We start from the raw sequence: 18,975 nt of genomic DNA, 5'->3' as shown, positions 1-18,975 counted from the left end.
AAGGCGGCCCGGGCGGCGGGGGCGGACTACGTGGGCGTGGGGCCCCTGTTCGGCACGACCACGAAGGTGGTGCAGGCGCCGGTGCTGGGGCTGGAGGCCTTCCGGCGGGTGGTGGCCCAGAGCCCGCTGCCGGTGGTGGGCATTGGAGGGGTGGGCCTGGCGAACATCGCGAGCGTGGCGGCGACGGGGGCGCACGGCGCGGCGGTGGTGTCCGACGCCCTGCTTGCCCAGGACATCGCCGAGCGCGTGCGGCAGCTGGCGGCGGCGTTTGACAGCGCGCGGGGGACTGGCCTCTAACCAGAGGACGTACCCCACCATGAACCATCTGCCTCCGCGTCATCACGGGACGACTCCGCGCCGTCCCAACATCGGCCTCAGCCCGGACTGGGCCCAGCCGGCCGACTCCGCCTTCCCTCGCTACGAATTGAAGGTGCCCTACGCGGAGGCGGTGCTGCGCGCGGGGGGCCTGCCCTTCGTGCTGCCGTACACCGACGACCCGTCCTGCGTTGACGCCTACCTGGAGCGGGTGTCCGGGCTGGTGGTGACGGGCGGCGCGTTCGACATCCCTCCGGCCGCGTACGGCGAGGAGGCCCGCGAAGGCATGGGGCCGCTGAAGGAGGGCCGCACGGCCTTCGAGGCGCAGCTCATCCGCGGCGCGCTCAAGCGCAACCTGCCGGTGCTGGGCGTGTGCGGCGGCATGCAGCTGTTGGCCGTGGTGCTGGGCGGCACGCTGTTCCAGGACATCCTGAAAGAGATTCCGGGCGCGCGCGACCACGAGCAGAAGCACGACCGCACCCAGCCGCAGCACCCGGTGGAGGTGAAGAACGGCACGCAGCTGGCGGAGGCCGTGGGGCACGGGCAGCTGATGGTGAACTCCACGCACCACCAGGCGGTGAACAAGCCGGGCACCGACGTGACGGTGAGCGCGGTGTCGCCGGACGGAGTGGTGGAGGCGATTGAATCCACCGCGCACACGTTCGCGCTGGGCGTGCAGTGGCACCCGGAGCTGATGCTGGGGACCATCCCGGTGCACCTGGGCGTCTACAAGGCGCTGGTGCAGAAGGCGCGAGAGCACCGACGGTGAGGCCGCGCGTCCTGCTCCTGGCGGGACTGGAGCCCACGGGCAGGGCCGGGCTCCTGGCGGACGTGGCCGCGGTGCGGGCGCGGGGCGGCGACGCGGTGGCTGTGCCTACGGCGCAGACGGCGCAGGGCTCGCACACCTTCGCGGTGGTGCCGGCGTCCCCGCGCATGCTGGCCGCGCAGGTGACGGCCGCGCGCGAGTGGGGCCCCCTGCACGCGGTGAAGTGGGGCGTGGTGCCCGGTCCGTCGCAGCTGGCCACGGCGAGGGCGGCGCTCAAGGACGCGGACGCGTGGTGGGTGGTGGACCCGGTGGTGCGCTCCTCCCGCGGGCAGGTGCTGTCGCGCCTGACGCCCCGGAACTACCTGGCGCTCGCGGGCCCGCGCGTGCTGGTGACGCCGAACCTGGAGGAGGCCGCGTGGCTCCTGGGCCGGCCCGCGCTGGGCACGGTGGAGGACGCGCAGGAAGCAGCGGAGGCGCTGTGTCAGCGCGGCTTCGGCGCGGTGCTGGTGAAGGGCGGGCACCTGCCGGAAGGGCAGGGGCTGGCGGACGTGCTGGCATTCGCCGGGCGCACGGTGGTGATGCGAGGGCGTCGGTTGAAGCGGCCGCCGGAGCGCCGGGGCACGGGCTGCCGGCTGGCGTCCGCGCTGGCGGCGGAGCTGGGCCGGGGCACGGGGCCGGAGGCCGCGGTGCGGGCGGCCCGTGAGCACGTCACGGGCTACCTGCGCACCGGCCGGGACTGACTCGGGCGGCTACTCGCTCCGGGCGCGGCTTTCGAAGCGCGTGTACTCCGCGAGGAACACCAGCTCCACGGAACCAATGGGGCCGTTGCGCTGCTTGGCGACGATGAGCTCCACGGGGATGACGGTGTTGCTCTGGCCCCCACCGCCGCCACCGCCACCACCACCGCCTCCTCCACCCTCGCCGCCATCTTCTTCCGTCTCGCGGTGGATGAACATCACCACGTCGGCGTCCTGCTCGATGGAGCCGGACTCACGCAGGTCGGAGAGCATGGGCTTGCCTCCCTTGCGCTCCTCCACCTTACGGCTGAGCTGGCTGAGCGCGATGATGGGCACCTCCAGCTCCTTGGCCAGCTGCTTGAGCGCGCGGGAGATTTCCGCGACTTCCAACTGGCGGCTCTCCACCTTGCCCTTCTGGTGCATCAGCTGGAGGTAGTCGATGACGAGCAGCGACAGGCGCGGGTCCTTCTGCTTCACGCGCCGCGCCTTCGCGCGCAGGTCGAACGGGGACAGGCCGCCGGAGTCGTCGATGTAGATGGGCGCGTTGTAGAGCGCGCCCGCCATCTCCTGGAACTTCTCCTCGTCGTGCGGGGACAGCCGGCCGCCGCGCAGCTTCTTCATGTCCACGCGCGCGGTGGACGCGAGCAGACGCATGAGCAGCTGATCCGCGGGCATTTCCAGGCTGAAGATGCCGACGGCCTTGTTCTCCTTCAGCGCCGCGTGCACCGCGATGTTCATGGCGAAGGACGTCTTGCCCACGCCGGGACGCGCCGCGAGGATGATGAGCTCACCGGCGTGCAGGCCGGTCAGCTGATTGTCCAGGTCGATGTAGCCCGTGGACAGACCGGTCACGCCGGTGTTCGCGGTCTTCATCTTGTCCAGCAGGTCGAGCGTCTGCTCCATCAGCTCGCTGACCGGACGCAGGTCGCCTTCGCGCTTCTTCTCCGCGAGGAGGAAGACCTTGCGCTCGGCCTCGTCGAGCAGGACGTCCAGCTCGCCCGTCTCCTGGCTGGCGAGCTCCTGGATCTCCCGGCCCACGTTGGCCAGGCGCCGGCGCAGCGCCTGGTCCTTGACGATGTGGGCGTACTGGACGGCGTTGGCCGCCAGCGGGACGACCTGGTCCAGGCCCATCAGGTACGCGGGACCGCCCACCGAGACGAGCTGGCCCAGGACCTTGAGCTCCTCCGCGAGCGTCAGGTGGTCCACCTGCTTGCTCTGCTGATCCAACCGCATCATCGCGGAGAAGATCTGCGCGTGCGAAGGGCTGGCGAAGTCGTCCGCGTGGACGACCTCCGCCACGGGCGTGATGAGCCCGTTGTCCGCCAGCACGGCGCCCAGCACCGCACGCTCCGCGGCGAGATCCTCGTGGACCCGCCGACCTTCCCTACCGTCCAGGACGTTCTGCATGGCTGCTTGGAACCTCTACAGGCAGCGTCTGACACGGTCCAGCGGACGTCCAGTTTCCTGCAACAGTCCTGTAGCAGCCGGTAGGTTCGGGAGGGCTGCCGCGACCCGCCGTGACACCTCCGCCCGGCCTCCAGGTGAAGCGACCCCGCGCGTCGGGCTTAATCGGCGGCGCCCCACTGCTGGAGGAAGGCCTCCCGGTAGGTGCGACTGAGGATCACCGTGGAGCCGTCCTTGAGCACCAGGATGCCGTCCCCATGCGTCCACGGCTCCAGCCGGGCCACGGCCTCCAGGTTCACCAGGTCGCCGCGGTGCACGCGCACGAAGCGGGTGGGGTCCAGGCGCTCCTCCAGGGCCCGCAGCGTCTGGCGCACCAGGTGTTCGCCCTGGGCGGTGAAGAGCCGCACGTACTTGTCCTCCGACGACAGGCGCCACACGGTGTCCAGGCGCAGGGGCACCCAGCCCTCGCCCACCTTCACCACCAGCCGCTCCAGGGGGCGTTCCGGGCGGGCCTTCGCCACCGTGGCGAGCAGGGCGTCCAACGCGCCGGAGCCGTGCGTGCCCGCGCTCAGCAGCGCATGGGCCTTGTCGAGCGCCCGGGTGAAGCGGCCCGCGTCATAGGGCTTGAGGAGGTAGTCCGCCGCGTGGGCCTCGAAGGCCTGGAGCGCGAAGCGCTCGTAGGCGGTGGAGAAGATGACCGCGGGGCAGGCGTCCGGCCCGAGCGCCTCCAGGACCTCGAAGCCGGTGAGGCCGGGCATCTGCACGTCCAGAACCACCAGGTCCGGCCGCAGCGACTCGATGCGCGCGAGCGCCTCCGTCCCGTCCGAGGCCTCGCCCACGCTGGTGAAGCGCGCGTCGTCCGCCAGCAGGCGCTTCACCTTCGCGCGCGCGGGCGCCTCGTCGTCCACCACCAGCACGCGGAACACCGTCATGACGAAGCCCCCATCCGGGGCAGCCACACCGTCACGCGCGCGCCACCCTCAGGTCCCGCGCCGCGCTCCAGCCGGGCCCGGCCTTCATGAAGCAGCGTGAGCACTCGCTCCAACTGCGTCAGTCCCACGCCGGGCCCGGAGGCAGGGGAGGGCGCCCCGAAGCCGCGCCCGGTGTCCTCCACCTCCAGCGCCCAGCGGTCCGTCTCAGCACGCGCGCGGATGCGCACCTCCAGCGCGCCGCGCAGGTCCTGGTTGTGCTTCACCGCGTTCTCCACCAGCGTCTGCAGCGCGAAGCAGGGCACGCGCTTGGACTCCAGGCCCGGCGCCACGTCCCAACGCACCTCCAACCGGTCGCCGAAGCGCGCCGCGAGCAATGCGACGAAGCGCTCGGTGTGCCCGCGCTCCTCGGTCAGCGTCCAGGTGGGCTCGGTGCGCTCCAGGCTCGCGCGCAAAAGCTGGCCCAGGTCGCTCAGGAGCCGGTCCGTGCGCGGCAGGTCCTCGTACATCACCGACCCGATGGTGTGCAGCGCGTTGAAGAGGAAGTGCGGGTGCAACTGGCCCGTGAGCGACTGGAGCTGCGCGGCCCGCAGCTCGCCCTCCAGCTCCGCCGAGCGCAGCGCGCGGGCCTGCCGCTCCCGCCACTCGTACAGGAGCGAGATGACCGCGCAGCCCAGGCCGTAGGTGATCAGGTCCTTCTGCGCCTCCATGGGGAGCGCGTACAGGGGAGGCCCCAGGTCGTAGTCCCCCAGCTCCAGCAGCGCGTAGATGCCATGCCGCAGCCCCGCCATCAGCGCGATGTGCAGCGACGTGAAGAGGCTGAACGCCGCCGCGTGGATGCCCAGGAAGCGCGTCCAGCCCACGCGGGGGGCCGGCGCGTTGAGCACCGCCGTCATCAGGACGGGGAGCAGCAGCGTGACGGCGAGCGCGCTGGTCATCTCCCAGATGAACGCCGGCGCCCAATGGCCCGGATGCGGCCGCATCAGCTGCATCAGCCGCACCGCGCTGCCCTGCCACAAACCCAGGGCCAGCCCGAACGCCAGGACCTTCAGCGCCGGGCGCAAGCGCAGCCGGGGCCAGCGCCACCGCGTGGATGGAACGTCCTCCCAGGCCCTCACCCCACGGCCTCCGGGGTGAGGACGGCCGGACGCGCGGCCCGGGGCTTCATGCCGAAGAGCGGCCGGAGCCACGACACGCGGGACACGCCTTCACACAACGCCAGCGTGATGCCGAAAGACAGCGTGAGCACCGCGAGGAGCATGGCCCAGGGACCCACCGGCAGGCGCAGGCACAGGTAGCCCACGCAGATGATGACCGTCTGGTGGAAGATGTAGAACGGATACGACAGCGCCTGCGCGTGCGAAAGCCACGCGGGGGCCGTGCGCACGTGGTGCCGCGCCCAGGCCATCGCCGTCAGCAGCCCGCTCCAGATGAGCACCGTGCCCCCCACGATGGCGGGCACCACCGGCATCACCGGCCACGGCCACACCAGCTCCACCACGAGCGCCGCCAAAGCCACGGCCAGCAGCACGTGGCGCAGCGCCACCAGCCGGCCCCACACGCCCGGGCAGCGGCCCAGCAGGTGGCCATAGAGGAACAGCAGGCCGTAGTGAATGAGCGTGCGCGGATCATCCAGCAGCGCGTGCGTCTCCGGGAAGTCGCGCAGCAGCACCCGGTTGAGCGCCAGCGGCACCACGAGCAACAGCACGTTCACCCCTCGCGACAGCCACGCGTCCGCCCACGCGAGGAACCGCCCCCCGGCTTGCGTGCGCAGCGCCGCGAAGAGGGGCAGGGCCAGGAGGCAGTAGACGAACAGGTAGGCCACGAACCACAGATGGTGCCAGCTGAAGCTGCCCGCGGGGTAGGGCACGAAGTCGAACACCGTCGGGTAGAACGCGGCGTAGCTCCCCTGGACGCGGCCCTGGAACAGCCGCTCCACGTAGATCTGCGGCGGCACCACCACGAACATGCCGAACACCAGCGGCAACAACAGCCGCTTCGTCCGGTCCTTCGTGAACGCCCTCAAGGAGCGCCGGCGGAGGGCGAACGCCGTGCCCGCGCCGGAGATGACCATCAGGAGCGGCATGCGCACCAGGTGCAGCACGGACATCACAGGCTCCAGCACCGGCAGCGCCTGGGGGCTCTTGATGTGCCACTCCCAGGTGTTGAACATCATCCCGGTGTGGAACAGGTGCAGCACCACGATGGCCAGCACCCGGAGCCAGTCCAGGTCGGGGTGGTGCGCGGCGGCGGGGCGGAGTGGGGCGCTCATGCGGCGGGGACCTCCAGGCGGTGTCCGCCGCTGAAATACCCACGCCCGCGCTCCTGGCCCCACGCGGATGCCGTGAAACGGACCGCCCGGGGCGCGAGCCGGACGGCCTTCGCCCCGGAGACGCGAAAAGGGCCGCCCGGTTGCCCGGACGGCCCTTCCCTTTGAAGCGATGGAGCGCTTCAGGTGAAGCGGTGGACTACTCGGCCACCACGTCGACCTTGATCTTCGCCGTCACCTCGCGGTGCAGGCGGAGCTCCACTTCGTAGCTGCCCAGCGACTTGATGGGCTCGGCCAGGTGCAGCTGGCGGCGATCCACCGGCTGGCTCTGGGCCGCGAGCGCCTCGGCGATGTCCAGCACCGTGACGGAGCCGAACAGCTTGTCCTGCTCGCCCACCTTGCGCTTGATGGTGACCTTGACGTTGCCCAGCTTCTTGGCCTGCTCGTCGGCGGCGCCCTTCAGCTTGGCGCTGCGCGCGGTCTGCACGGACTTCTCGTGCTCCAGCTGGCGCATGTTCTGTGCGCTGGCCAGGACCGCCTTCTTGCGCGGCAGAAGGAAATTGCGGCCGAAGCCGTCCTTCACCGTGACGAGCTCGCCGGACTTGCCGAGGTTGTCGATGTCCTCACGCAGAATGACCTTCATGTTCCTGTCTCCTGTGTTGCGGACCGGCGACTAGCCGACCACCGCGTTGTAGGGGAGGAGCGCGATGCCGCGGGCGCGCTTGATGGCCACCGCCACCTCACGCTGGTGCTTCGCGCAGTTGCCGGAGATGCGGCGGGGGATGATCTTGCCGCGCTCGGTGACGAAGTACTTCAGCGTCGCCTGGTCCTTGAAGTCCACCGACGCGTTCTTCTCCGCGCAGAACCGGCAGACCTTCTTGCGGCCGAAGCCGCGACCACCGCGCTTGTCGTCGTCGCCGCCCATGCCGCCGCGGTCGCCGCGATCACCACCACGGTCGCGGTCACCGCCGCGATCGCCACCACGGTCGCCACCGCGCGAACCGCCGCCGTAGCCGCCGCCGCCGCCGCCACCGGGGCCGCGGGAAGCGCCCGCGCCCTGCTTGCTATCCATGCCGTTGCTCATGAACGTTCTCGTTTCCTGGAAGGTTGGGTGAAGGTCCCGTCAGAGGCATCAAGCCTCCTCGGTGGACTCCTCTTCCGAATCGCCACCCGTGAACTCAGGCGTCTCGCTGCGGAAGCTACCCTCGCGCTCGACGGGAGCGCCCGGACGGGCCTCCTCGACGTCGCCGGCCAGCTTGAGGTCCTCGAGCACCGGACGGGACTCGGGATCCACCTCGTCCGCGATCTTCACGGAGATGTAGCGCGTGACGTCGTCGAGGTTGCGCAGGTTGCGCTCGATCTCCGCCACCAGCTTGCCGTCACCCAGGAAGCTCGTGTGGACGTAGATGGCGCGGGGCTGCTTGGCCACGGGGAACAGGGTCTTCTTCTTCCCCCACACCGTGAAGCGGAGGACCTTGCCGCCCTCACGCGCAACGATGGTGCGGACGCGCTCCTTGAGCTTGTCCACGTTGTCGTCGGTCACGTCCGGCTTGACCAGGAAGATGGTCTCGTACTCACGAAGCCGCTTGGCGGCCTGCGTCTCTGCCATGTTTCTCTCCCCTTGGGGTCGAGTGCCCCCCGGACCATCCGGGGAGCGGGGAAACGGCCGGAGGCCCTCGAAGGCCACCACCGGGGACGGGAAATCCTCTCGCGCGCCCGTCACCATCGCGCCTTGGCCCGTGCGTGAACACGGGAAGCTTTGAAAGAACATCCACCGGAAAGCGTGGGACGCACTCCGGGGGAAGGGGCTTCTAAGAGGACCCCTCCTGGAAAGTCAAGGGGAGCCAGAGGGGCAACCGGCGGGCAGGCGGCCGGCCCCGCGCTTCAGGCCTTGCGGTTGTGGCGGTTCATCGCCGTGGAGAGCCCGTCGCGAACCCAGCTCTCCGCCATGTCCGCCGCCTTCCCGACGAGCTCCTCCAACTGGCGGCGCTCGCCGTCGTCGAAGTTGGACAGGACGTAGCCCGCCACGCGCTCCTTGGCGTTGGGGCCCTCCGGCTTGCCAATGCCCACCCGCACGCGGATGAAGGCGTCCTCGCCCAGGCACTGCACCATGCTCTTGAGCCCGTTGTGCCCGCCCGCGCCGCCGCCCGCCTTGAGCTGCAGCCGCCCGAAGGGCAGGTCCAGCTCGTCGTGCACCACGAGCACGTCCTGCACTTCGACCTTGTAGAAGCGCGCGGCCTCCGCCACGGAGCGGCCGGACAGGTTCATGTACGTCTGCGGCTCCACGAAGAGGATGCGCTCGCCGCCCAGGCTTCCCTGGCCCACCCGCGCCTGGAACTTGTCCTGGGTGAGCTCCGCGCGGGCGCGCGACAGGAGCGCGTCCACCACCATGAACCCGACGTTGTGGCGGTGGCGCTCGTACTCGCGCCCGGGGTTGCCCAGCCCGCAGATGAGCTTCATGGAAGGCTCCAGAGGAGGGCCGGAGGCTTGGGGCGCCACGGCCGGAAAGACAGCGGGGCAGGCCCTGGAAGAGGCCCGCCCCGCGAGGAGATACCGAACGGTGGAAGAGGACTACTTCTTCGCCGGGGCCTTGGCCGGGGCCTTGGCCGCGGCCGCCGCGGGGGCCTTCGCGTCGCCCGCCTTCGCGTCCGCCGCCTTGCCCGCCGCCGGGGCAGCCGCCGCAGCCGCCGCAGCCGGAGCCGCCTCCGCCGCTTCCGGCGCGGCGAGGACCGCGATGGTGTAGTTGACGTGCGTCTTCACGGACACGCCCTCGGGGAGCTTCACGTCGTTCACGTGGATGGCTTCCGCGATCTGCAGATTGTTGACGTCCACTTCAATCTGGAGCGGGATGGCGCCGGGGAGCGCCCAGACCTCCAGGTTGCGGCGGATCTGCGTGAGCAGACCGCCCTCCGCCACGCCCGGGGCCTTGCCGGTGAGCACGACGGGGAGGTTCACCTTGACCTGCTCCTTCTCGCTCACGGCGATGAAGTCCGCGTGCAGGATGTCGCGGGTGAGCGGATCCATCTGGTAGTCCTTCAGCAGGACCTGCTGCTCATTGCCGGCCAGCTTCAGCTGGATGAGCGTGTTCAGCTTGTGCGGGGTGTTGATGGCCGTGCGGATGGCCTTGGGGTCCACGGAGATGTGCAGCGGCGCCTTCAGGTGCTTGCCGTAGACGACGGCGGGAACCTGGCCGGACGCACGCAGGCGGCGGGCAATGCCCTTGCCGGAACCTTCACGGGCCTGCGCTTCGAGGGTGCTCTTGTCGGTGGCCATGGAAATCTCTCTTTATCGGTGGGTACCGCGGTGTTCACCGGCGTCTGGGCGCCCTCGGCATCCCACCCCCATGGTGGGCCCCGAAGACGGCGCCCGGGCCGTTGTGACGGGCCCATGGAACCGGTGGAGGGGGCCGGACATGCCAGCCCCTGGGGTCCTTCGTCAAGCCGCCCTGCTTGCAGACGGCGATTCGCCTGGCTGCGTCCGGGCAGGCCCGGACGACGTCAGACGAACAGCGAGCTCAGCGAGTCCGCGCGGTGGATGCGCGCGATGGCTTCCCCGAAGAGGGCGTCCGTCTGCAGGGCGCGGATCTTCGGGCACGCCTTGGCGTCGGCCGCGAGCGGCACCGTGTCCGTGAAGACGACCTCCTCCAGGACGGAGTCGGTGATGCGCTGGATGGCGGGGCCGGAGAGGATGGGGTGCACCGCGTACGCGAGCACCCGGCGCGCGCCCTTGTCCTTCAGCGCGAGGGCCGCCTGGGCGAGCGTGCCCGCGGTGTCCACCATGTCGTCCACCAGGATGGCGTCCTTGCCGTTCACGTCGCCAATGAGGTTCATCACCTCCGAGGCGTTGGGGCGCGGGCGGCGCTTGTCGATGATGGCCAGCCCCGTGTTCAGCCGCTTGGAGTAGGCGCGCGCGCGCTCCACGCCGCCGGCGTCCGGGCTGACGATGACCAGCTCGCTCGACTCCGTGAAGCGCTTGCGGATGTCCTCCAGGAACACCGGCGAGCCGTAGAGATGATCCGAGGGCATGTTGAAGAAGCCCTGGATCTGCCCGGCGTGCATGTCCATGGACACCACCCGGTTCACTCCCGCGACCTCCAGCATGTCCGCCACCAGCTTGGCGGTGATGGGCGTGCGGGCCGCCACCTTCCGGTCCTGTCGCGCGTAGCCGTAGTACGGCATCACGGCGGTGATGGAGCCGGCGCTCGCCCGCTTGAGGGCGTCGCACATGATCAGCAGCTCCATCAGGTGATGGTTCGTCGGCGGGCAGGTGGACTGGACGATGAACACGTCCTGCCCGCGCACGTTCTCGCCAATCTCGACGTGGATCTCCCCGTCGGAGAACGTGTCCACCACCGCGTTGCCCAGGGGCCGCTGGAGGTATTCGCAGATGCGCTGCGCCAACGCCGGGTTCGAGTTCCCGGCGAACACCTTGAAGTCACGCGACGGCTGCATGGGGGCGCTGACTAACCCGTGCGCGCCCCGAATGGAAGTTCGTTAGTCGAGTTCAGCCGCCACGGGACCGAGCGTCCCGTTCTGCGCCTGGTGAAGGTGTTTCTCGTACTCGATGAGGATGACCCGCTCCATCTGGCTTCGCGTGTCCGCGTTCAATGGATGGGCGATGTCCTTGTAGGTCCCGTCCTTCCGTTTTTTCGCGGGCATCGCGATGAAGAGCCCGGTGGAGCCGTGGATCACCTTCAGGTCGCGCACGACGAAGCAGTGATCCAGGGTGATGGTGACGTACGCCTTGAGCTTGTCCTCTTCGACCGGAAACACCCGGACGTCGGTGATGTTCATGGTCCCCCCCCGAACCTGGAAGGCCGGAGCTACGGGGAAGCCTGGGACAGACTGAAGGTGAAAAGCAAGCACCCCCTACCTGTCGCGCTGGGGACCGTTCACTGGGCCTCCAGCCGTCATGCCCCGAAGGGCCAATGACTCACCAGGTGGGCGAGGAAGGCCAGGTGGTAGACCACGATGATGGCGTAGACGATGGCGCCCGCTCGGATGGCGAAGCGGCTGGCCTTGAGCCGGCGGTGCAGGCACAGCAGGCACAGCCCCGCGTTCACGATGAGCAGCTTGGAGAACATGAAGAGCAGCGGTGACTGCTCGTACGCCACGCGCATCACCGGGTTGAGTTCCTCCGCCACTCCCAGTTGCAGGAAGAGCAGGGTGAACAGCCCGTCCAACAGGTTCAGCATGAGCAGCGCCACCGACGCCGGTGACATGTAGAAAGAAGCCTGCTGCGCCCAACTCCCCGCCTGCACCTCATTCGCCGTCGCCGCCACGCCCCACCCCCAAGGTTCCCGTCCTGGTACCTGGAGCCAGGGCTATTCAAATCCCTTGCCAGGGCTTCCGGGACTTCAAGGGAAGCAGCCGGGCAGGCGGCGGAGGCGGGGGGCTTGCCGGGCTGGAAACGAAATTGACGGGAAGGGGTGGGTCGCGGAGATTCGCCCCGCCAGCCACCCCCCACCGAGCGCCCATTGCATCAATTCCCCAAAGATATCGGGTGGATAGAGGTCATCTGCGGATCGATGTTCTCCGGCAAGACGGAGGAATTGATCCGTCGCGTCAAGCGCGCGCTGTACGGCCGGCAGAAGGTGCGCGTGTTCAAGCCGCGCATCGACACCCGCTACGACGACACGCAGGTGGTCAGCCACAGCCAGTTGAAATTGACGTCCCTGCCTATCGAAAGGGCTGAAGAAATTTTCCGGCACCTGTCCCCCGACACGCAGGTGGTGGGCATCGACGAGGTGCAGTTCCTGGGCGGAGAAGTGGTGCAGGTGTGCGAGGCGCTCGCCCAACGGGGCATGCGCGTCATCTGCGCGGGCCTGGACCAGGACTACCAGGGGCGCCCCTTCGAGCCGATGCCGCAGCTGATGGCGGTGGCGGAGTACGTGACGAAGGAGCTGGCCATCTGCGCGGTGTGCGGGAACCCGGCCAACCGTTCGCAGCGCATCATTGGCAGCGAGGAGCGGGTGGTGGTGGGCGCGGCGGGAGCCTACGAGCCGCGCTGCCGCAAGTGTCACGTGGCGGAACCCGCGGAGGCGAGCCCTCCACAGACGCTGAAGCTGTTCGACTGAAAGCCTCAATCCGCCGCGACCGGCGCGGGAGCCCCATCCGATGCGCGACACTCTCTACGCGAACGTGCCGTTCAAGTTGAACGAGATGGCCCACCACTATGGGGCCAACGTCCACCTGGTGGGCAATCCGTTTCTCCTCTCCCAGCTGGCCACGCTGTGCGCCAAGGGCACGCTGCAGCCGCAGATCAACCGGCTGGTGGAGCAGCTCTACGCGGACCTGGTGAAGACGGTCATCAACGCGGAGTTCCCGCGCAAGATGGTGACCATCCCCACCCGCATGATCGACTCCACGCCCCTGGGCATCTACCAGGGCGAGGTGGTGGACCCGCAGCTGCGCGTGGTGACGGTGAACATCGCGCGGGCGGGCACGCTGCCGTCGCAGGTGACGTACGACCTGCTCAACTTCACGGTGGATCCGTCCCTGGTGCGCCAGGACCACATCATCATGAGCCGGATGATCGACGCGGCCCAGGCGGTGGTGGGTTCGGAGATTGGCGGCGCGAAGATTGGCGGGGACGTGGATGACGCGTTCGTGCTGTTCCCCGACCCCATGGGGGCCACGGGCGGCAGCCTGTCCACGGCCATCCACCTGTACAAGACGAAGGTACCGGGGAAGGCCCGGCGCATCATCACGCTCAACCTCATCGTCACGCCGGAGTACCTGCGCCGGATGACGACGGAGCACCCGGACGTCATCATCTACGCGCTCCGTCTGGACCGCGGCCTGTCTCCGCCGGAGGTGTTCGGCACCGCGCCGGGCCTGCTCTGGGAGAAGGAGCGGGGCCTGGATGACCGTCAGTACATCGTCCCCGGCGGCGGCGGCTTCGGGGAGATCATGAACAACGCCTACGTGTAGAGGGAGCACCCGGTGACGACGTTCCACGAGAAGGATGTCGGCGTCCTCATCTCCGAGGAGGCCGTGCAGGCGCGCGTGAAGGAGCTGGGCGCGCAGATTACCCGCGACTACGAGGGCAAGGAGCTGACGCTCGTCTGCGTGCTCAAGGGCTCCGCGTTCTTCGCCATCGACCTGGCGCGCGCCATTGATTTGCCGCTGACGCTCGAGTTCCTGGGCGTGTCCAGCTACCACGGCGGCACGGAGTCCACGGGCGAGGTGCGCATCACCACGGACGTGTCCAAGCCGATGGCGGGCAAGCACCTGCTCATCATCGAGGACATCATCGACACGGGGCTCACCATGAGCTTCCTCCTGGAGAACCTCCGGGCGCGGCACCCCGCGTCGGTGAAGATCTGCTCGCTGCTGGAGAAGCCCGCGCGGGCCAAGACGAAGGTGGACATCGACTACAAGGGCTTCGTCATCGAGGACAAGTTCGTCGTCGGGTACGGCCTGGACTACGGCGAGAAGTACCGGAACCTGCCGTTCATCGGCATCTGGAAGCACGTCTGAGAAACGCCTGATGGGCTCGGGTGCCCCTCCCTTCGGGGTGGGGGCCTCGGGACTGCGAGGGCCCCGTTCACGCGCCGCACTGCGGCCGTGTGCAGGGCCCTCACGCGTTGCGGGGCGCACGCATGCACAGCCTCTCCTCTGGACACCTGAGGAGGCTTGAACATGCGAGACGGAAACGTGAGGGCCGCCCGGACGGCCCCCGCAAATGGCGACGCGATGCAGAAGTACCTGGCGGAAGCGGTGGGCACCTTCGTGCTGGTGCTCGGCGGCGTCGGGGCGGCGGTGCTGGCGGGCGACCGCATCGGCTTCCTGGGCGTGGCCTTCGCCTTCGGGCTGTCGCTGCTGGCCATGGTCTACACGATTGGCCCCATCTCTGGCTGCCACGTGAATCCGGCCGTGACGGCGGGCCTGCTGATGGCGGGCAAGTTCGACAAGCGCCACGTGGCTGGCTACGTCATCGCGCAGTGCGTGGGCGCCATCGTCGCGGCGGGCGTGGTGCTGCTCATCGCGAAGGGCGCGCCGGGCGGCTACTCCGCGGGCGCGGAGGGGCTGGGCAGCAACGGTTACGGGGTGGCGTCGCCGGAGGGCTACGGCGGCGGGGCGGCCTTCATCGCGGAGGTGGTGCTCACCTTCCTGCTGGTGCTGACGGTGCTGGGGGCCACGGACTCGCGGGCGCCGGTGGGCTTCGCGGGCGTGGCCATTGGCCTGGTGCTGACGCTCATCCATCTGGTGGGCATCCCCATCACCAACACGTCGGTGAACCCGGCGCGCAGCCTGGGCCCGGCGCTGTTCGCGGGTGGCGATGCCCTGCGCCAGCTGTGGATGTTCATCATCGCGCCGCTGTTGGGGGCTGCCTTCGCGTCCGCGGTGTACCGGCTGGTGAACCGCCCGGCGGTGCAGATTACGGCCGCGCGCGCGGAGCAGGCGACGGACGAGGAGCGCCGGGAGCGTGTGGCGGGCCCGCGCGACGTGGAGCGCCCCGTCTAAAGAGGGTTGGAAGCACGAAGGCCGTGCCTCGCTTCGTCGCGGGGCACGGCCTTGATGTGTGGAGCAGGGAAGGGGACTGCGCCTAGAAGGCGGCGTCGAAGACGACGTCGTTGGCGGCGCCCACGCCCACGGCGACCTGGTAGGACGACACGCGGCGCTCGAAGAAGTTGGTGAGCTCCTGCACGTCCTGCAGGTCCATGAAGTGCAGCGGGTTCTTGGTGTGGAAGACGGGGGCGATGCCCAGCATCTGCAGGCGCTGGTCGGCCACGTACTCCAGGTAGCCGCGCATCTCCTGCACGGACAGGCCCATCACGCCGCCGCTCAGCAGGTCCTGGGCGAACTGCGTCTCGCACTCCACCGCGTCGCGCATCATCTGCACGACGTCCTTCTCCATTCCCGCGTCGAAGAGGTCCGGCTCCTCCTTGCGCGCGGTCTTGATGGCCTCGAAGGCGAAGGCCATGTGGGCGGACTCGTCGCGGAACACCCAGTTGGTGCCCGCGGCCAGACCGTTCAGCAGGCCCTTGCTGCGCAGGAAGTACACGTAGGCGAAGGCCGCGAAGAAGAAGAGTCCTTCAATGCAGCCCGCGAAGCAGATGAGGTTCAAGAGGAACTGGCGGCGGTCCGACTTGGAGCGGACCTGATCCAGCGCCTGGATGCTGTCCATCCACTTCATGCAGAAGCGCGCCTTGCGCTGGATGGACGGGATGTTGTCCACCGCCGCGAAGGCCTTGGCGCGCTCCGCCGGGTCCGGCACGTAGCTGTCCAGCAGCGTCAGGTAGAACTGGACGTGCAGGGCCTCTTCATAGAGCTGGCGCGACAGGTACATGCGCGCTTCGGGCGCGTTCAGGTGCTTGTAGAGGTTGAGCACCAGGTTGTTGCCGACGATGGAGTCGCCCGTGGCGAAGAAGGCCACCAGCCGGTGGATGAGGTGACGCTCCGCGTCCGTCATCTTCGAGCGCAGGTCCACCAGGTCCGTGGAGAAGTCGATCTCCTCCACCGTCCAGGTGTTCTTGATGGCGTTGCGGTACATCTCGAAGAAGACGGGATACGCCATGGGGCGCAGCGTCAGGTTCATTCCCGGATCGAGCAGCATTGCTTCGGTACTCCCTTACTCACACGACGACAGGGGACAGCAGGGTGGGGACCGCCAGGGACTACTGGCAGGCCTCGCACGCCTCGGGGTTCTCCAGCGAGCACGCCACCGCTTCCGCCTCCGCCGTCACCACCTGCGGCGCGGGCGTGGGGGCGGCCGTCATCGTCGGGCCGCCCTGGCCCACGGTGGCCTTGGCGATGCGGGTCGCCGGGCGCGAGCGCATGTAATAGGTCGTCTTCAGCCCCTTCTGCCACGCGTAGAAGTACATCGAGGACAGCTTCCCGATGTTGGGCGTCTCCACGAAGAGGTTGAGCGACTGGCTCTGGTCGATGAAGGCGCCGCGGTCCGCGCCCATGTCCAGCAGCGCGCGCATGGGGAGCTCCCACGCGGTGCGGTAGATGGCGCGCAGCTCCTCCGGCAGCTCCGTGAGGTCCTGCACGCTGCCTTCGGCCAGCTTGATGCGGTTGCGGGTGCTCTCGTTCCACAAGCCCAGTTGCTGCAGGTCGCGCACCAGGTAGCGGTTCACCTGGAGGAAGTCACCGGACAGCGTCTCGCGCTTGAAGAGGTTGGACACCTGCGGCTCGATGCACTCGTAGCAGCCGGCGATGGACGCGATGGTGGCCGTGGGCGCGATGGCGATCATCAGCGAGTTGCGCAGGCCCACCTTCATGATGCGCGAGCGCAGCGCGTCCCAGCGCAGCGTGTCCTCCGGGACGATGCCCCAGCTGTCGAACTGGAGCTCGCCCTTGGCCGCGCGCGTCTCCGGGAAGGAGGGGTGCGCGCCGAACTGCTCCGCCAGGTCGGAGGAGGTCACGAGCGCCGCGTAGTAGATCTCCTCCGAGATCTTCTTGGACAGGTTGCGCGCCTCCACGGAGTCGAAGGGCAGGCGCAGCTGGAAGAAGACGTCCTGGAGGCCCATCAGGCCCAGGCCCACCGGGCGCCAGCGGCGGTTGGAGTCCGCGGCGGTGGGGATGGGGTAGTAGTTGAGGTCGATGACGCGGTCCAACTGCTTGAGCGCGAGCATCGCGTTGGAGCGCAGCAGGTCGAAGTCGAACTTCCCGTCCTTCACCATGCGGCTCAGGTTGAGCGAGCCCAGGTTGCACACCGCCGTCTCACCCTGGCTCGTGACCTCCAGGATTTCGGTGCACAGGTTGGACAGGTGGATGACGTTGCCCGGCTGGCCCGTCTGGTTGCTCTTGCGGTTGCAGATGTCCTTGAAGGTCATCCAGCCGTTGCCCGTCTGGGCCAGCACCTTCATCATCCGGGCGTACAGGTCGCGCGCCTTCACCTTGCGCACGGCGTGGCCCTGCGCTTCGGCCTCCGCGTAGGCCTTCTCGAAGGCCTCGCCGAAGAGGTCGGTGAGGTGGGGCGTCGTCTTCGGGTCGAAGAGGCTCCACTCCTGGTCGGCCTCCACGCGGCGCATGAAGAGGTCCGGCACCCAGTTGGCCAGGTTCAGGTTGTGCGCGCGGCGGGCCTCGTCACCGGTGTTGTCGCGCAGCTCGAGGAAGTCCTCGATGTCCGCGTGCCACGTCTCCAGGTACACGCAGCACGCGCCCTTGCGCTTGCCGCCCTGGTTCACCGCCGCCACGGACGCGTCCAGCGTCTTGAGCCACGGGACGATGCCGTTGGAGTGGCCGTTGGTGGATTTGATCAGCGAGCCGCGCGCGCGCACGCGGTGGTAGGCCACGCCGATGCCGCCGGAGAACTTCGACAGCATCGCGATGTCCGAATACTTCTTGTAGATGGCGTCCAGCTCGTCCGCCGGCGAGTCCAGGAGGAAGCAGCTGGAGAGCTGCTCGTGGCGCGTGCCGGAGTTGAACAGGGTGGGGGAGCTGGGCAGGTACTCCAGCGAGCTGAACAGGCGGTAGAGCTCGATGGCCTCGCGCGCGTTGTCGCCGGACAGGGAGCACGCCACGCGCAGGAAGAAGTCCTGCGGCGTCTCAATCACTTCGCGCGTCTGCGGGTTCTTGAGCAGGTAGCGGTCGTAGACGGTGCGCAGGCCGAAGTACTCGAACAGGTCGTTGCGGACCGGGTCGATGGCGGCGTTGAGCTTGCGCGCGTTGGCCTGGACGAAGGTGAGCAGGCGGTCCGCGATGAGGCCGTGCTTGTGGCCGGCGGCGACGGACTGGCTGAAGGACTGGATGTCCTGGTTGCTGACCTCCTTCTGCATGAAGGTGGAGAGCAGGCGCGCGGAGAGCCGCGCGTACTCGGGCTCCTCCACGATGAGCGCCGCGGCGGTCTGGATGGACAGGCTGTCCAGCTCCCGCGTGGTGGCGCCGTCATACAGGCCGCTGATGGTCTTGGTGGCCACGCGCATCACGTCCACGCGCGACAGGCCCACGCACGACTTGCCCACCGCGCGGACGATCTTGTTGAGGTCCACCGGCTCCGCCGTGCCGTTGCGCTTCTTCACCCGCATGGTGGTGGTGAAGTCGCCGGTGGCCGACGGGGCCTGCGTGGCGGGCGCCACGGCGGCGGAGTCGGGGGGCGGCGAGGCGACGGCGTTCGGCTTGAAAGGCGTCTGGACGGTCACGGGCGTCTCACTTCCGGGCAAGGCAATAGCGGAGCCATCGGGGGTGGGCGGACCCCGTGGGTGATGACTCCGGAGATGACAGGGAGGGACTACTTTCCGATCAGAATCCGCAGGCTTGGCGACAACAGCCCGACATGTAGCGAATTGTCGGGCAGATGTGTGTGTCGGTCAAGGAAACCTCACCAGCGTCCGGGTTCCGGGAACGTGCCCCCTGGGTGGCGGGCGAGCAACAGGGAGACCCAAGCTATGGGGGGTCACCGGGTGTGTCAACGCAAGATCCTGTGTAAACCTGCCGCTGGGGTCGGATCGATCATTGCAATCTAAGATCACGTGCGACGCCGTTTCGCGACGTCCAGCGGCCGACATTTACAGGGCCGGAAAAGCCCATCCGGGACCGTCTTTTTCATGGGGTCACCCAACCCCTGGAGATCAGGGCTGGGGGCCCGCGTCGGGGGTTGGGG

Annotated in this window: 21 protein-coding genes; 7 read left to right on the top strand and 14 right to left on the bottom strand. The window is 68.8% G+C overall.

Annotated features, from left to right (window positions below):
* The 3 genes from D7X99_RS38335 to D7X99_RS38325 all read left to right on the top strand — a co-directional run.
* Nucleotides 1-297: thiamine phosphate synthase (locus tag D7X99_RS38335; RefSeq protein ID WP_147476388.1), on the top strand; the 297-nt coding region annotated here is incomplete at its 5' end.
* Between the two features lie 19 nt (nucleotides 298-316).
* Complete coding sequence (locus tag D7X99_RS38330) at nucleotides 317-1,084, top strand: gamma-glutamyl-gamma-aminobutyrate hydrolase family protein (protein ID WP_121782082.1); 768 nt, start codon at nucleotides 317-319, stop codon at nucleotides 1,082-1,084.
* A complete protein-coding gene (locus tag D7X99_RS38325; RefSeq protein ID WP_121782081.1) occupies nucleotides 1,081-1,821 on the top strand; it encodes a bifunctional hydroxymethylpyrimidine kinase/phosphomethylpyrimidine kinase in 741 nt (246 codons plus the stop codon). Before D7X99_RS38330 ends, D7X99_RS38325 begins: the two co-directional genes overlap by 4 nt.
* Before the next feature lie 9 nt (nucleotides 1,822-1,830).
* Here D7X99_RS38325 and dnaB read toward each other — a convergent pair whose 3' ends face one another.
* The 12 genes from dnaB to D7X99_RS38265 form a co-directional block, all read right to left on the bottom strand.
* Nucleotides 1,831-3,225, bottom strand: coding sequence for a replicative DNA helicase (gene dnaB / locus D7X99_RS38320; RefSeq protein ID WP_121782080.1), 1,395 nt, complete (start codon nucleotides 3,223-3,225; stop codon nucleotides 1,831-1,833).
* A 158-nt stretch (nucleotides 3,226-3,383) separates the two neighbouring features.
* Complete coding sequence (locus D7X99_RS38315) at nucleotides 3,384-4,154, bottom strand: LytTR family DNA-binding domain-containing protein (RefSeq protein WP_121782079.1); 771 nt, start codon at nucleotides 4,152-4,154, stop codon at nucleotides 3,384-3,386.
* Entirely contained in the window at nucleotides 4,151-5,269 is a 1,119-nt protein-coding gene (locus tag D7X99_RS38310; protein ID WP_121782078.1) for a sensor histidine kinase, read from the bottom strand. The genes D7X99_RS38315 and D7X99_RS38310 overlap by 4 nt, the downstream gene beginning before the upstream one ends.
* Nucleotides 5,266-6,423, bottom strand: coding sequence for an acyltransferase (locus D7X99_RS38305; RefSeq protein WP_121782077.1), 1,158 nt, complete (start codon nucleotides 6,421-6,423; stop codon nucleotides 5,266-5,268). The genes D7X99_RS38310 and D7X99_RS38305 overlap by 4 nt, the downstream gene beginning before the upstream one ends.
* A 196-nt stretch (nucleotides 6,424-6,619) precedes the next feature.
* On the bottom strand, nucleotides 6,620-7,063 hold the full coding sequence (gene rplI, locus D7X99_RS38300; protein WP_121782076.1) for a 50S ribosomal protein L9: 444 nt from the start codon (nucleotides 7,061-7,063) through the stop codon (nucleotides 6,620-6,622).
* A gap of 30 nt (nucleotides 7,064-7,093) precedes the next feature.
* On the bottom strand, nucleotides 7,094-7,504 hold the full coding sequence (rpsR, locus tag D7X99_RS38295; protein ID WP_120564015.1) for a 30S ribosomal protein S18: 411 nt from the start codon (nucleotides 7,502-7,504) through the stop codon (nucleotides 7,094-7,096).
* Nucleotides 7,505-7,552: 48 nt separating this feature from the next.
* A complete protein-coding gene (rpsF, locus tag D7X99_RS38290; RefSeq protein ID WP_121782075.1) occupies nucleotides 7,553-8,029 on the bottom strand; it encodes a 30S ribosomal protein S6 in 477 nt (158 codons plus the stop codon).
* A 275-nt stretch (nucleotides 8,030-8,304) separates the two neighbouring features.
* Nucleotides 8,305-8,880 (bottom strand): aminoacyl-tRNA hydrolase, encoded by a 576-nt coding sequence (gene pth / locus D7X99_RS38285; RefSeq protein ID WP_120579914.1) that lies wholly within the window; start codon nucleotides 8,878-8,880, stop codon nucleotides 8,305-8,307.
* A gap of 111 nt (nucleotides 8,881-8,991) precedes the next feature.
* Nucleotides 8,992-9,693 (bottom strand): 50S ribosomal protein L25/general stress protein Ctc, encoded by a 702-nt coding sequence (locus D7X99_RS38280; RefSeq protein ID WP_121782074.1) that lies wholly within the window; start codon nucleotides 9,691-9,693, stop codon nucleotides 8,992-8,994.
* 224 nt (nucleotides 9,694-9,917) lie between these two features.
* On the bottom strand, nucleotides 9,918-10,871 hold the full coding sequence (locus D7X99_RS38275; protein WP_121782073.1) for a ribose-phosphate pyrophosphokinase: 954 nt from the start codon (nucleotides 10,869-10,871) through the stop codon (nucleotides 9,918-9,920).
* A 42-nt stretch (nucleotides 10,872-10,913) separates the two neighbouring features.
* Nucleotides 10,914-11,213, bottom strand: coding sequence for a septation regulator SpoVG (gene spoVG, locus D7X99_RS38270; RefSeq protein ID WP_014395244.1), 300 nt, complete (start codon nucleotides 11,211-11,213; stop codon nucleotides 10,914-10,916).
* A gap of 116 nt (nucleotides 11,214-11,329) precedes the next feature.
* Complete coding sequence (locus tag D7X99_RS38265) at nucleotides 11,330-11,701, bottom strand: DUF5658 family protein (RefSeq protein ID WP_121782072.1); 372 nt, start codon at nucleotides 11,699-11,701, stop codon at nucleotides 11,330-11,332.
* Between the two features lie 195 nt (nucleotides 11,702-11,896).
* Between D7X99_RS38265 and D7X99_RS38260 the strand changes: the two genes are divergently transcribed.
* The 4 genes from D7X99_RS38260 to aqpZ all read left to right on the top strand — a co-directional run bounded on the left by D7X99_RS38260 (nucleotide 11,897) and on the right by aqpZ (nucleotide 14,888).
* Nucleotides 11,897-12,496 (top strand): thymidine kinase, encoded by a 600-nt coding sequence (locus D7X99_RS38260; protein ID WP_043321219.1) that lies wholly within the window; start codon nucleotides 11,897-11,899, stop codon nucleotides 12,494-12,496.
* Between the two features lie 40 nt (nucleotides 12,497-12,536).
* Nucleotides 12,537-13,352 carry a uracil phosphoribosyltransferase gene (locus D7X99_RS38255; protein ID WP_121782071.1) on the top strand — a complete coding sequence of 272 codons (816 nt, stop codon included), beginning with the start codon at nucleotides 12,537-12,539 and terminating at the stop codon, nucleotides 13,350-13,352.
* 12 nt (nucleotides 13,353-13,364) lie between these two features.
* Complete coding sequence (hpt, locus tag D7X99_RS38250; protein WP_121782070.1) at nucleotides 13,365-13,901, top strand: hypoxanthine phosphoribosyltransferase; 537 nt, start codon at nucleotides 13,365-13,367, stop codon at nucleotides 13,899-13,901.
* 162 nt (nucleotides 13,902-14,063) lie between these two features.
* The gene (gene aqpZ / locus D7X99_RS38245) at nucleotides 14,064-14,888 is read left to right on the top strand and encodes an aquaporin Z (protein ID WP_121782069.1); all 825 of its coding nucleotides are present in this window, start codon (nucleotides 14,064-14,066) and stop codon (nucleotides 14,886-14,888) included.
* Between the two features lie 82 nt (nucleotides 14,889-14,970).
* Here the strand turns inward: aqpZ and D7X99_RS38240 are convergent, their stop codons facing one another.
* Nucleotides 14,971-15,981 (bottom strand): ribonucleotide-diphosphate reductase subunit beta, encoded by a 1,011-nt coding sequence (locus D7X99_RS38240; RefSeq protein ID WP_121782068.1) that lies wholly within the window; start codon nucleotides 15,979-15,981, stop codon nucleotides 14,971-14,973.
* 61 nt (nucleotides 15,982-16,042) lie between these two features.
* A complete protein-coding gene (locus D7X99_RS38235; RefSeq protein WP_199756419.1) occupies nucleotides 16,043-18,400 on the bottom strand; it encodes a ribonucleoside-diphosphate reductase subunit alpha in 2,358 nt (785 codons plus the stop codon).
* Nucleotides 18,401-18,975 lie beyond the last annotated feature (575 nt).

Source organism: Corallococcus sp. AB032C (assembly GCF_003668935.1).
GTDB lineage: Bacteria > Myxococcota > Myxococcia > Myxococcales > Myxococcaceae > Corallococcus > Corallococcus exiguus.
The sequence above is the reverse complement of the archived record's forward strand: the minus strand, read 5'-3'. Positions and strand labels throughout refer to the sequence as shown.